General features: G+C 74.8%; 14 protein-coding genes. 6 read left to right on the top strand and 8 right to left on the bottom strand.

Translation table 11 applies throughout. The features are described from left to right. The 3 genes from AB0O40_RS04435 to AB0O40_RS04425 all read right to left on the bottom strand — a co-directional run bounded on the left by AB0O40_RS04435 (position 1) and on the right by AB0O40_RS04425 (position 2,299). Positions 1-654, bottom strand: a complete 654-nt coding sequence (locus tag AB0O40_RS04435) for a DUF6230 family protein (protein ID WP_365035505.1) — start codon at positions 652-654, stop codon at positions 1-3. Positions 655-793: 139 nt separating this feature from the next. Further along, positions 794-1,558: a MerR family transcriptional regulator gene (locus AB0O40_RS04430; RefSeq protein ID WP_365035503.1), complete on the bottom strand. Its 765-nt coding sequence runs from the start codon at positions 1,556-1,558 to the stop codon at positions 794-796. An 18-nt stretch (positions 1,559-1,576) separates the two neighbouring features. Then, positions 1,577-2,299, bottom strand: a complete 723-nt coding sequence (locus AB0O40_RS04425; protein WP_365035501.1) for a TetR/AcrR family transcriptional regulator — start codon at positions 2,297-2,299, stop codon at positions 1,577-1,579. A 160-nt stretch (positions 2,300-2,459) separates the two neighbouring features. Here AB0O40_RS04425 and AB0O40_RS04420 point away from each other — a divergent pair, with 160 nt between their 5' ends. Beyond that, positions 2,460-3,680 (top strand): saccharopine dehydrogenase C-terminal domain-containing protein, encoded by a 1,221-nt coding sequence (locus tag AB0O40_RS04420; RefSeq protein ID WP_365035499.1) that lies wholly within the window; start codon positions 2,460-2,462, stop codon positions 3,678-3,680. A 22-nt stretch (positions 3,681-3,702) separates the two neighbouring features. Here AB0O40_RS04420 and AB0O40_RS04415 read toward each other — a convergent pair whose 3' ends face one another. Next, positions 3,703-4,866: a low temperature requirement protein A gene (locus AB0O40_RS04415; protein ID WP_365035497.1), complete on the bottom strand. Its 1,164-nt coding sequence runs from the start codon at positions 4,864-4,866 to the stop codon at positions 3,703-3,705. A gap of 125 nt (positions 4,867-4,991) precedes the next feature. On the opposite strand from AB0O40_RS04415, the gene AB0O40_RS04410 reads away from it, so the two are divergent. After that, positions 4,992-5,234, top strand: a complete 243-nt coding sequence (locus AB0O40_RS04410; RefSeq protein WP_365035495.1) for a DUF6158 family protein — start codon at positions 4,992-4,994, stop codon at positions 5,232-5,234. An 8-nt stretch (positions 5,235-5,242) separates the two neighbouring features. Here the strand turns inward: AB0O40_RS04410 and AB0O40_RS04405 are convergent, their stop codons facing one another. Next, complete coding sequence (locus AB0O40_RS04405; RefSeq protein WP_365035493.1) at positions 5,243-5,734, bottom strand: VOC family protein; 492 nt, start codon at positions 5,732-5,734, stop codon at positions 5,243-5,245. Positions 5,735-5,850: 116 nt separating this feature from the next. Between AB0O40_RS04405 and AB0O40_RS04400 the strand changes: the two genes are divergently transcribed. Both AB0O40_RS04400 and AB0O40_RS04395 read left to right on the top strand, forming a co-directional pair. Then, the gene (locus AB0O40_RS04400) at positions 5,851-6,213 is read left to right on the top strand and encodes a DUF1304 domain-containing protein (protein ID WP_365035492.1); all 363 of its coding nucleotides are present in this window, start codon (positions 5,851-5,853) and stop codon (positions 6,211-6,213) included. Further along, entirely contained in the window at positions 6,210-6,779 is a 570-nt protein-coding gene (locus AB0O40_RS04395) for a TetR/AcrR family transcriptional regulator (protein WP_365035490.1), read from the top strand. The genes AB0O40_RS04400 and AB0O40_RS04395 overlap by 4 nt, the downstream gene beginning before the upstream one ends. Positions 6,780-6,812: 33 nt before the next feature. Here the strand turns inward: AB0O40_RS04395 and AB0O40_RS04390 are convergent, their stop codons facing one another. Continuing rightward, complete coding sequence (locus AB0O40_RS04390; protein WP_365035488.1) at positions 6,813-7,709, bottom strand: alpha/beta fold hydrolase; 897 nt, start codon at positions 7,707-7,709, stop codon at positions 6,813-6,815. Positions 7,710-7,850: 141 nt separating this feature from the next. On the opposite strand from AB0O40_RS04390, the gene AB0O40_RS04385 reads away from it, so the two are divergent. Beyond that, the gene (locus AB0O40_RS04385) at positions 7,851-9,008 is read left to right on the top strand and encodes a helix-turn-helix domain-containing protein (RefSeq protein ID WP_365035486.1); all 1,158 of its coding nucleotides are present in this window, start codon (positions 7,851-7,853) and stop codon (positions 9,006-9,008) included. Positions 9,009-9,027: 19 nt separating this feature from the next. Here the strand turns inward: AB0O40_RS04385 and AB0O40_RS04380 are convergent, their stop codons facing one another. Both AB0O40_RS04380 and AB0O40_RS04375 read right to left on the bottom strand, forming a co-directional pair. Further along, a complete protein-coding gene (locus AB0O40_RS04380; protein WP_365035484.1) occupies positions 9,028-9,930 on the bottom strand; it encodes a virginiamycin B lyase in 903 nt (300 codons plus the stop codon). Beyond that, positions 9,927-11,579 (bottom strand): ABC-F family ATP-binding cassette domain-containing protein, encoded by a 1,653-nt coding sequence (locus tag AB0O40_RS04375; protein WP_365035692.1) that lies wholly within the window; start codon positions 11,577-11,579, stop codon positions 9,927-9,929. Before AB0O40_RS04375 ends, AB0O40_RS04380 begins: the two co-directional genes overlap by 4 nt. A 75-nt stretch (positions 11,580-11,654) precedes the next feature. Between AB0O40_RS04375 and AB0O40_RS04370 the strand changes: the two genes are divergently transcribed. Continuing rightward, complete coding sequence (locus tag AB0O40_RS04370; RefSeq protein WP_365035483.1) at positions 11,655-12,287, top strand: TetR/AcrR family transcriptional regulator; 633 nt, start codon at positions 11,655-11,657, stop codon at positions 12,285-12,287. Positions 12,288-12,305: the final 18 nt, after the last annotated feature.

The raw sequence follows: 12,305 nt of genomic DNA, 5'->3' as shown, positions 1-12,305 counted from the left end.
TCAGAAGCATTCCTTCTTGCCCTTGGAGACGGACATGTTCAGCCCGCTCAGCTTGAACGTGCCCGCGTTGGTGGCCCACGCGGTCTGGTGCAGGCCCGTGATGGAGACGTCGTCGGCCTGCTGGCCGAAGAGGTCCTGCATGCCCTGGGCGTCGGCGGGGCCCTTGTCCATGGTGGAGGCGTCCCGGCCGATCTCGATGTTGTGGAAGAGCGCGTCGCCGGAGAGCTGGGTGGCGTCGACGAAGAGGTTGCTGGCCTCGACCGGCTTGCTCTTGCCGGCGGTGAGGTTGAGCGAGATGTTCCCGATGATCGGCAGCTTGGTGACCACCGACTGGCACAGGTTGTGCAGCTGCGCTTCCTTGATCGCGGTGACCGCCACCGGGATCAGCTCGTCGCGGGCGTTGGTGTCGATGCCGCCGTACTGCGCGAAGCCGGTACCGGTGAGGCTGTCGGCGGAGACCTTGAACTGCTGGCCCGAGACGGCGAACGAGGCGGCGAGCGCTCCGTTGGCCAGCGCGATGGCGAGACCGGCGGTGACCGCGAGGGCCGGGACGGTCAGGACGGCGAAGCGTCTCCAGCCGACCTTGCCGGTGAGGTCACCGGGACCCGGCGGTCCGTCCGGTTCCCCTTCGGCGGTTAATTGGGCGTCCTTCATTGCGACATGTCCCCTTGTCAGCTGAGGTGAACGTGCCTGGCAGCCGGTACCGGGCCGTCAACACGGCCTGGTTACCGACGAGTTGAACGTATGAGCGCCAATGGCCGTTGGCAAGGTCGCGGTGCCGGTGGTTTTCGGCCTACTCGGACTGCTCCTCAGGACCGCTCACCAGCCTCAGCAGCACCTCCAGTTCGGCGGTGACGCGGGCCGCCATGGCCCGGGCGAACTCCGCCGCCACCACCTCCCCCGCCACCGGCCGCAGGGCGGCCACGGCGTCGGTGACGTCCTGCACCTGTCCCGCCGACAGCCGCTCCAGGCCCGCGTCCCCGATCACGTGACGGCGGAACAGGCCCACGAACCGGTCCGCCACCGCGGCCGCCTCGGCCTGCAGGAACTCCCCCGCGTCCAGGATCTCGGAGACCGGCACCCCCCGGCGGATCAGGGCGATCGTGGCCTCCAGGAGCCGGGCGCTGCGGTGCGTGACGAGCTCCCCCTCGATGCGCAGGTACCCCAGGGCCACCGCACGCCGGGTGTCCTCCGCGGTGGCCGCCGGGCCCAGCAGCTCCGCCAGCCGCGCCAACGGCATGGTGACGGACCGTTCATCGGTCCAGTCGCGGGTCATGGCGCGTTCCAGGCCCAGGAGTTGGGAGATCCCGCCGCCGCGCTCCCAGGCGTCGAAGAGTTCGGCTATGGCGTTGACGGTGTAGCCCCGCCCCAGCAGGTCGCTGATGAGCCGCAGCCGGGTCAGGTGGTCGTCGGAGTACCAGGCGAGCCGGCCCTCCCGGCGGGGCGGCGGCAGCAGTCCGCGTTCCTGGTAGTAGCGCAGGTTGCGGACCTTGACGCCCGCCGCCCGGGCCAGCTCCTCCCGTCGGTAGCGCGGGCGGTCCTCGTACGGGGTGGTCACCCGCGCGAGTGTAGAGCGTTACCCGCCGGTCGGCCCGATCCGTACGGCGCTGAGCTGGGCTTCCGCGCTGTCCAACAGCATCTCCAGGGCGACCGGGTAGGCGCTGTCCGTCATCCGGGCCGCCAACAGCCCCGCGGTGGCGGCGATATGGGGGTACCGGTCGGCCGGCAGCCGGGCGTAGGTGGACTCCCACATCTCCTCGTCCACGGCCCGGGTCTCGGCGGTCAGGGCCAGCGCGCCGGCGTCCAGCGCGGCGAAGGCCAGGGACTGGTCGACGAAGGCGTGGTAGATCCGCACGGCCGCCGGGTCCGGGAAGCCGGCGGTGCGCAGCACCCCGAGGATGGCCTCGTCGGCCGCGATCTCCCGGGGGCGGCCGGTGACCCGGCTGGCGGTGAGCACGGCCGCCTGCGGGTGCGCGAGGTAGGCGCCGTGGATGCGCAGGCCGAGCGCCCGCAGGTCGGCCCGCCAGGCACCGCCCGGGGTCCAGCCCGCCAGGGCGCGGCCGGTCAGCTCCTCCCCGATGGCGCGGGTCAGGTCGTCCATCCCGGCGAAGTACCGGTACAGGGTGCTGGGGTCGGCCCCCAGGGCCGCGCCCAGCCGGCGGGCGCTGAGGCCGTGGCTGCCGTGTTCGCGGAGCATCCGCAGGGCCGTCTCGACGATCAGCCGCTCGGACAGGACCGTGCCCGTCTTGGTGGGGCGGCGCCGCCTGCGGGCGGTCTCGGGCACCACGTCCTTGGGCACGGCCGGCCTCCTGTGCGCTCCGGGGCCGTTCGGGGGCCCTTATGCCAACACCATTGACCTTAACCCGGGCGGCCGCGTTTCATCACGCCTCAAGGAAGCACCCGACCGGGTCGCGGCCCGGGGCTCTCCCGGGGCGGGCCCCAGGAGAGAGGCATCTGTCATGCGCGTTCTGCTCGTCGGCGCCGGTGGCGTGGGCACCGCGATCACCCGGATCGCGGCCCGCCGCGACTTCTTCTCGCACCTGGCGGTGGCCGACTACGACCTGGCCCGGGCCGAGGCCGCGGTGGCGGCGCTGGGCCCGGCCGGCGCCCGCTTCAGCGCGCACCGGGTGGACGCCTCCGACGAGGCGGCGGTGACCGCCCTGCTGCACGCGACGGAGAGCGACGTCCTGCTCAACGCCACCGACCCGCGCTTCGTGCTGCCGCTGTTCGAGGCGGCGCTGGCGGGCGGGGCGCACTACCTGGACATGGCCATGTCGCTGTCGTACCCGCACCCGGAGCGCCCGTACGAGGAGTGCGGGGTCAAGCTCGGCGACGCGCAGTTCGAGCGGGCCGGGGAGTGGACCAAGGCGGGACGCCTCGCGCTGGTGGGCATGGGCGTGGAGCCGGGCCTCTCGGACGTGTTCGCCCGGTACGCGGCCGACGAGCTCTTCGACGAGATCGAGGAGATCGGCATCCGCGACGGGGCCAACCTCACCGTCGAGGGGTACGAGTTCGCCCCCTCCTTCAACATCTGGACCACGATCGAGGAGTGCCTGAACCCGCCGGTGGTCTACGAGGCGGACCGCGGCTGGTTCACCACCGCGCCGTTCAGCGAGGGCGAGGTCTTCGACTTCCCCGCGGGGATCGGCCCGGTGGAGTGCGTGAACGTCGAGCACGAGGAGGTGCTGCTGATCCCGCGCTGGGTGGACGCCCGGCGGGTGACGTTCAAGTACGGCCTGGGCGAGGACTTCATCGGCAAGCTGAAGACCCTGCACGCGCTGGGCCTGGACTCGACGGCGCCGGTGACGGTCCCGGGGCCGGACGGGCCGGTCGCGGTCTCCCCCCGGGACGTGGTCGCCGCCTGCCTGCCGGACCCGGCGGCCCTCGGCGACCGGATGACCGGCAAGACCTGTGCGGGCACGTGGGTGAAGGGCGTCAAGGACAGCGCGGCGCGGGAGGTGTACCTGTACCACGTGGTCGACAACTCGTGGTCGATGGCGGAGTACGGCTCCCAGGCGGTGGTCTGGCAGACCGCGGTCAATCCGGTCGTGGCGCTGGAACTGCTGGCCACCGGTGTCTGGCAGGGCTCGGGCGTGCTCGGCCCCGAGGCCTTCCCCCCGTCCCCCTTCCTGGACCTCCTCACCGCCTACGGCTCCCCCTGGGGCATGCGGGACCAGTGACCCGTCGGGCGGCGGGCGCGTCTCAGAGCACCGCCGCCCGCCGCCGGGCGACGTGCTTGGCGAAGACCAGGTGCGCCACCGCCTCCGCGGCGAGGAGGGCCACCACCAGCCACGGGGGCAGGGTGGCCGCGCCCAGGACGACCAGGAGCGCGATGCCGATGCCGGGGACCGCCCAGGTCGCGACCAGTTTGGGGGAGCCGCCGAGGCGGAGGGCGATGGCCGCGTGGGAGGCGTGGTAGAGGGCGAGGCCGCCGGCCAGGGCCCACACCGCGCCGTGCGGCAGGTGCGGATGGCCGGCCTCGTCCACGGCCGTGGCCAGCCCGGCCGCCATGCAGATCACCGCCGCGGTGACGAAGAAGTGCAGGAAGCCGCCGACGTCCCGGGCCAGCAGGTACGCCCGGCGCGGCGAGGCCGCCTCCATGGTCAGTTCGGCCGCGGTGGTCGCGTAGTCGAAGTACGACCACCAGAGCGCGGCGAGCAGCAGGAATCCGAGCACGGCCACCACCCCGGCCGCGGCGCTCCAGGCGTGGTCGGTGGAGGTGATCAGGGCCAGCACCGACTCGCCCAGCACGATGATCACGAACAGCCCGACCCGTTCGACGAGGTGCCCGATGTGCACCCGGCCGGGGATGCCCGTGCCCCGGGCGGTCAGCAGCAGGATCATCTCGGCGGCGAGCAGCACGCCCCAGACGGGGAAGCGCCAGGGCGTGGGGACCGCCGCGGAGCCGGCCCACAGCAGCGCCGAGCCCAGGCAGTAGCTCAGCGGCCGCCAGCGGGGCACCCGGTCCGGCGGCGGGAAGCGGGTGGCCGGCCACCACAGCGCGAGCAGCACCAGGCGGCTGCCGGCGTAGCCCAGCGCGTAGGCCCCGCCCCGGTCGCCGTCCGCCTCGGGGACCGCGGCGGCCATCACGGCCAGGCAGAGCATGGCGGTCAGCAGGGCCAGCCGCCGCCGGGGGCCGTCGTCCTCGAAGAGGTTGGCCGAGACGGTCAGGTTGGCCCACATCCACCACGGCGGGAAGTAGAGGGCGAAGAAGACGCCGAACCGGTGCCAGTCGGGGTCGCCGTGCAGCCCGTGCGAGAGCTGGGAGACGAAGGCGACGAAGACCAGGTCGAAGAAGAGTTCCAGCCAGCCGGCGTGGCGCGGCTGGTGGGCGGGGGCGTCCGCGGCGGCGGGTGCGGTGCTCAATCGGGCCGTTCCTGGATGAGAGGGGGATCGTGGGGAAGGGGCGGTGGGGGGCCCGCCGGCCGGGCCGACCGTACCGGACGCACGTACGCTGATGACAGGGGCCGGACCGGCCCGGAGGAGCGAACATGGCCGAGCACGACGGCGGCGTTTCAGCCGAGCGGTTGGCGGACGGCGCCCTGCTCAAGCAGCTGGAAGCCATCCACCGCACCCGACACGAGACGCTGCTGCACGGTTCCCCGGACGCGCTGCGCACCCACACCCAGCGGATGGGCGAGCTGGAGGGCGAGTACCTGCGCCGGCACCCGGAGCGGGCGCCGGTCGCCGGGCGCACCCGGGACGGCGCCCGGGCCCGGCACGCGGAGGGCTGAGGAGCGGATCAGGAGCCGTCCCCGCCCGCGTACGCCCGCTCGATCGCGGCCAGGTCGATCTTGACCATGCCGAGCATCGCCTTGGCGGCCCGGGCGGCGCGCGCCGTCTCCGCGTCGCCCATCATCTCGATCAGCGCATCGGGGAAGACCTGCCAGGAGACCCCGAAGCGGTCCTTGAGCCAGCCGCAGGCCACCGGTGTGCCGCCGTCGGCGAGCAGCCGGTCCCAGTAGTGGTCCACCTCCGCCTGGTCCTTGCAGCGGATCTGGAAGGACACGGCCTCGTTGAAGGTGAACTCGGGTCCGCCGTTGAGGGCCACGAACTTCTGGCCGCGCACCTCGAACTCCACGGCCATCACCGAGCCCGCGGGGCCCGGTCCGGCGTCGGTGTAGCGCCCGACCTCGCCGAGCCGGCCGTCCTCGAAGACGGAGAGGTAGAACCGGGCCGCCTCCTCGGCCTGTCCGTCGAACCACAGACACGTGGTGAATCCGTCGCTGGCCATCACTGCCTCCTTGCGAAAGTGCCTCCTAGGTGTACCGACCGGCCCGGCCCGGCAAACTCATCGACCGGTCCGCCACCCGGGCACCTCCTGGACAGCTGTCCAGTTATAGTGGACACATGTCCATCATCGCGCTCGTCCTCGTGGGCCTGGTCGCCCTGCTGCACCTCTACATCCTGGTGCTGGAGATGTTCCTGTGGGAGAAGGCCCCGGGCCGGGGGCTGTCCGGCTTCGACCCCGAGATGGCCCGGGCCACCGCACCGCTCGCCGCCAATCAGGGCCTCTACAACGGCTTCCTGGCCGCCGGACTGGTCTGGGGCCTGGTCGCGGCGGACCCGACCGGCTTCCGGGTACGGATCTTCTTCCTGAGCTGCGTCCTGGTCGCGGGGGTCTACGGGGGCCTGACGGCCAACCGGCGGATCCTGGTGGCCCAGGCGCTGCCCGGTGCGGTGGCGCTGGCGGCCGTACTGGTGGCCGGGTGAGCCCCCGGGACACGGACGCGCGGGCGCTGCGCACCCGGGCCAGGCTCCGCGAGGCGCTGCTGGCGGAGTGCGCCGAGCGGCCCCTGGGCGAGATCTCGGTGGCCGCGGTGGTGCGCCGGGCCGAGGTCGGGCGGGCCACCTTCTACCTGCACTACGCCGACGTCCCCGACCTCGCGCTCGACACCTGCGCCGGCGTGGCGCGGGAGGCGGTGGAGGCCCTGCACGCCTGGCGGGGCGCGCCCGACCCGGCGGCGCCGCCGGCCCCGCTGACGGAGTTCTTCCGCACCGTCGCCGCCCATGACGACCTCTACCGGGCACTGCTGGCGCCGGGCGGTGCGGGTCCGCTCGGCGAGGCACTGCACCGGGAGCTGCGCCCCCGGAGCCTGGCCGAGCGGACCCTGGCGGGCGGCCACTCCCCCGAGCTGATCGCCTCGGCGGTCAGCGCCGCCTTCGCCGGGGTGCTGGCCGACTGGCTGCACGGCCTGGTGACGGGGTCCCCGGACGAGCTGGCGGGGCGGGTCTGGCGGCTGCTGATCACCCTGCACCGGCATCCCGCCGCGCCCTGAGCGGCGGGCGCGGGGCGGCGGGCGCGGGGCGGCTCAGCCCGGGGAGCCCACCGCGCAGACCAGGATCGGCCGGGCGTGCTCCGGGTCCAGGGCGTTGCGGACCAGGTGCCACACGTTGAGGTCGTAGGCCTCGCCGATGTGGCCCACCGGGTCGAGCGGGCAGGAGTCCTGCACGTACCGGTTGGCCACCCCCGGCTCCCGGACGAAGGCCGTCTCGGTGGGCGTGACCAGCTCGTCGTAGCGCGAGCTGATGATGGTGTAGGCGACGCCCGGCTGGGCCACCGGGCCGTCATTGAGGGCTTCTATGGCCGGTCCGCCGGGGAACTCGTCGGAGAGCACCGGGATGCCGAGGGTGGCGGCGATGGAGTCCAGGGTGGCCCGGCCGCCGGGCAGCACCGCGTCGGCCAGCCGGATCAGGCCGGCCGCGTCGGTGCCGTGGGTGGGCGGGGCGATCGCCACCACCCGCCCCAACTGGCCCGCGATGCCCTGCATCTTGGCCAGGTACAGGGCTTGGAGGCCGCCCTCGGAGTGCCCCACCACGGACACCTTGGCCGCACCGGTGGCCGCGCGGACCTTCGCCACGTACTCCTTGATCTCCAGGTTGGACTCGGCCACCGGCCGGAGTCCGCCCACCAGGGGGAACTGCGGGTACGCGCCGTAGGTGAGCGCGAAGGTGCACCAGCCGCGGGCGGCCAGGTCGGCCTGGAGGTAGTTCAGGTCCTCGTACCAGGTGGCGAAGGTGCCGTGGAGCAGCACCACCGGCTCGGGGTGGGCCGCACCGGGCCGGCAGGAGAAGTCGTTGATCCCGCCGGTCGGCGAGTCCTGGGCGGCCTGGGCGGGCAGCGCCGCGCCCAGGGACAGTGCCAGTGCCAGGCCGGCCCTGGCGAGCCAGCGCCTCGTGCCGCGTGCCGTGCCGGTCGTCCGTGCCATCGCGCGTCCCCTTCCCGGTGGTTGGTCTGCCCGACGAGGTTCCTCCGACGGCCCGCCCTCTGTCGCCTGGCAGGAAGGGCAGATACCTTCCCCTTGCGTTTGTGCACGGTGACAGGACGGGCCGGCGGAAGGGGTACGGGGATGGAGCCGGAGGAGGGTTTCGCCGCCCTGCTGCCCCGGGTGACCGAGATCGCCGAGGCCACGGTCGGCCGGTGCACCCGGGAGATCCCGGCCTACCGGGTGCTGCCGGCCGGGGTGCTGGAGCGGGATCTGGTGGCCAACGCCCGGGCGGTGCTGGAGCTGTTCCTGCGCACGGTGGCCGAGGGGCGCTCCCCCACCGAGGCGGAGCTGGCGCCCCCGATCGCCTGGGGCGCCGAACGCGCCCGGGACGGCGTGCCGTTGGCCGCGGTGCTGCGGATCTACCCGCTGGGTGCGACGGTGGCCTGGCAACGGGTCGCGGCCGAACCGGAGTCCGGGATCGACCCGGACGCCCTGGTCACGCGGCTGCTGGAGTTCCTGGGCGAGGTGATGCCCCGGGTGGCGGAGGCCTACCTGCGGGAGCGGGACGAGTTGGACTGGGCGCACCGGGAGCACCGGCAGCACCTGGCGGGGGCGCTGCTGGCCGGGCGGCCGGCCCGGCGCTCGGCCGAGCGGTACGGGCGGACCCTGGCCGACCGGTACGAGGTGGTGGCGTTCCGGCTGCCGGCCGTGGCCGGGGACCGGGCGGCGACCCGGCTGCTGCGCGTTCTGCACGCCGAACTGGACCGCTGCCCGGAGGTGTTGGTGGCCTTCAAGGGGGACGGCGGCGCGCTGCTGATCCCGGAGCCGGGTCCCGGGGCGGAGGCGCTGTTGGCCCGGCTGGACACGGCGACCGGGCTGCGCTGCACAGCCGCGGCGGCCCGGGCGCAGGACCACCAGGCCGTGCCGGGAAGCCATGCGGAGGCCGCCGAACTGCTGTCGCTGGTAGAGCAGTTGGGGTATCCGGTGGGGCTGTACCGGCTGCCGGACCTGGCGGTGGAGTACCAGCTGGCCCGGCCGGGGCCGGCCCGCGACGCCCTGGCCGGGCTGCTCGAGCCGCTGGCGGGGCACCCGCACCTCCTGGACGCCCTGCGGGCCTTCCTCGCCGCGGACGGTCGGCGCTCGGTGGCGGCCGCGGCGTTGAACCTGCACCGCAACACCCTGACCTACCGGCTGGGCCGGGTACAGATCCTCACCGGGTACGACGCGACCCGCCCGGCCGACGCCCGGCGGCTGGCCGCCGCCGTGACGGCGTACGACATCGGCCGGCGCACCGGCTGACCCGGGCCGCGCCCGCGGCTCAGACGGCGCAGCGGGCGATCGCGCCCGCCTCCAGGGCGACGTACAGCGCGCCGTCGGGTCCGAAGGCGAGGCCGTGCGGTTCCGGCGCGGGGGCGTCGGGGCCGCCGGTCGACGGGAGCGGGCGGCCGGTGACCCGTCCGTCGGGGGTGATCCGGCCCAGCCGGCCGGTCCCCCATTCGGTGAACCAGCAGCCGCCGGCGGGATCGGCGACGACGGCGTGCGGGCGGCAACCGGGGTCGTCGAGCGGGTACTCGACGAGCTCCCCGGCCGGGGTGCGGCGGCCGATCCGGCCGGCTCCGATCTCGGCGAACCAGAGCGTGCCGTCCGGGCCCGCGGCGATGCCGACGGGTGCCGCGCCCTTGGTGGGCAGCGGGGTCAGGGTGACCTCGCCCTCGACGGTGATCCGGCCGAGGGCGTCGGCCTGGTTGAGGGTGAACCACAGGGCGCCGTCGGCACCGGCCGTGATGAAGGACGGGAAGGCCCCCTCGACCGGCAGCTCGAAGGCGGTGACCTGGCCGTCGACGGTGGTCCGGCCGATCCGGCCGGTGTGCATCTCGGTGAACCAGAGCGCCCCGTCGGGGCCGGCGGTGATCCCGAACGGGCCGCAGCCGGGGTCGAGTGCGATCTCGGACCGGACTCCGTCGGGGGTGATCCGGCCGATCCGGTGGTCCCGGGTCCGGGTGAACCACAGGGCGCGGTCGGGTCCGGCGGTGATGACGCAGGGCCCGGACTCCGGCGCGTCCAGGGGGTGTACGGCGCGCTGCCCGTCGGGGCCGAGCCGCAGCACGGCGCCCGCGTGCACCAGCGTGGCCCACAGCGCGCCGTCCGGCCCGGCGGTGATGCCGTAGGGACCGGCGACCGGGTCGGGCACCGGGTACAGGGTGAAGTCGGGCTCGGTCATCGGGCTCCTTGCAGGGTGCGGGCGGGCTCGGCGCGGGCGGCGGCAGCGGCGAGCGGTGGTCCGGTGCGGGGGCGGTCCGGTCCGGGGCCGGCGGCGGGCAGCTCCAGCCGGTCGCCGCGCCACCGCTCGCGCAGCCGCCGGTCGTGGCTGACCAGGACGACGGCTCCGGGGTAGGAGTCCAGGGCCGCCTCCAGTTCCTCGGCCAGGCCCAGGGCGAGGTGGTTGGTGGGCTCGTCCAGCAGCAGTATGTCCCAGGGCTCGGCCACCAGCCGGGCCAGCGCGAGGCGTTGGCGCTGGCCGGCGGAGAGGGCGCCCACCGGGACGTCCAGCCGGTCAGCCGCGAACAGGCCCAGTTCCAGGAGGCGTTCGGTGCCGGCCTCGCCGAAGGCCGCGCGCACGGTGGCGCCGGGCGGGCCCGGGTCGGGGTGCTGGGCCAGGTGGCCGATCCGGCCGCGGCGGGTGATCCGGCCCTGGTCCGGGGCGAGTTCGCCCGACAGGACGCGCACCAGCGTGCTCTTGCCGGCGCCGTTGCCCCCGGTGACCAGCAGCCGGTCGCCGGCCGCGAGGCTCAGGTCCACCGGCCGCAGCCGGCCGGCCACCGCCACCGACTCGGCCGCCAGCAGGGGTCCGGTCAGCGGGTTCGCGGTGCGCAGCACGGGGGTGAAGCGCAGCGGTTCGGCCGGGGCGGGCACCGGCTCGCGCAGCAGGCGGCGCAGCCGCTCCTCGGCGTTGCGGACCCGGCCGGCCAGGGACTGCTGCACCCGGCCGGCAGCCCGGTCGTAGGCCATTTTGTTGCCGTCGGTGGCGGGGCGGCCGGGGGCGACCCGGCGGGCGGTGGTCTCGGCGCTCTGCCGCAGCCGGGCGGTCTCGGCGAGCCAGTCGGCGTGCGCCTGGGCACGGCGCAGGCGCTCGGCGGCGCGCTCCGCGAGGTAGCCGGCGTAGCCCTGGCCGTAGCGGACCGGCCGCCGGGTGTCCGCGTCGGTCTCGACGAGGACGGTGGCCACCCGTTCGAGGAAGACCCGGTCGTGGGAGACGGCGAGGGTGGTGCCGCGCCGGCTGCGCAGGTGCTCCTCCAGCCAGGTCAGGGCGTTGTCGTCGAGGTGGTTGGTGGGCTCGTCGAGCAGCAGGACCTCGGGGGCGGCACTCAGCAGCGCGGCCAGCCGGAGCCGGACCCGCTCGCCGCCGGAGAGGGCGCCGACCCGCCGCCCGCGGGGCAGCCGGGCCAGGCCCAGGCCGTGCAGGGCGCGTTCGAGCCGGGCGTCGGCCTGGTAGCCGCCGCGCAGTTCGAAGACGGTGAGCAGGTCGCCGTACTCGGCCGGGGCGGTCTCGGAGCCGTCCGCCATGGCCTGCTCCAGCACCCGCAACCTGGCTTCCAGGGCGCGCAGTTCGCCGAGCGAGCGGTCGACGACCTGCTGGACCGTGAGGTGCGCGGGCAGGTGCTCCTCCTGGGCGAGGTGGCCGATGCCGCCGGGGGCGCGGGCGATGACCTCGCCCTCGTCGGGGTGTTCGAGGCCGGCGAGCAGGCGGAGCAGGGTGGACTTGCCCGAGCCGTTCTCGCCGACGATCCCGGTGCGGGCGCCGGGGGTGAAGGAGCAGTCGACGGCGTCGAGGACGGTCCGGCCGTCGTAGGACTTGGTGACGTGGCGCAGGGCGAGCTGGGTGGTTCCGGTGACGGGCTGCGAAGCGACTCCTTAAAGCGACGGTCGTTGCGTTAAGATGGTTGCATGACCTCCAGCACCCCTGCAAGCGGGAATTCCGGCGCCGCGCGGCCCGGCGGCCGCAGCGCCCGCGTCCGGGCCCAGGTACTCGAAGCCACCGGCCGCCGACTGGTCGAGCAGGGCTACGACGCACTCACCGTCGACTCCGTCGCCGAGGCCGCCGGGGTGCACCGCACCACCGTCTACCGGCGCTGGCGGGATGTCGGCGGCCTGCTGGCCGACCTGCTGGAGGCGGCCGCGGACGACTCCTGGCGGCCCGCCGACACCGGCTCCCTGGAGGGCGACCTGACCGCGATGAACCAGGAGATCCTGGCGGCGGTGGCCGCCGAGCCCTCCCTGACCACGGCCCTGATCGCGGCCTCCTTCCGCTCGCCCGAGGCCGCCCGGGCCCTGCGCGCCTTCTGGGAGGACCGGTACGCCCGCTCCGCCGAGGCAGTCACCCGGGCCGTCGACCGGGGCGAGGTGCCGCCGGGGACCGCGCCCCGGCCGCTGCTGGTCGCCGCCACCGCACCGCTCTACCAGGAGCTGGTGCTGCTCGGTTCAGCCCCCGATCCGGCGTTGCCGGGCGCGGCGGCCCGGGCCGCCGCGCTGGCGGCCGCAGCCGGGGCCTTCACGGCACCGGCTGCGGAGAGGGGCTGATCCCCGGCCGCCGGGTTC

Origin of the sequence: Streptomyces sp. NPDC089919 (assembly GCF_040684615.1) — a bacterium.
Lineage (GTDB): Bacteria > Actinomycetota > Actinomycetes > Streptomycetales > Streptomycetaceae > Streptomyces.
This window is presented reverse-complemented; position numbering and strand designations above follow the sequence as displayed.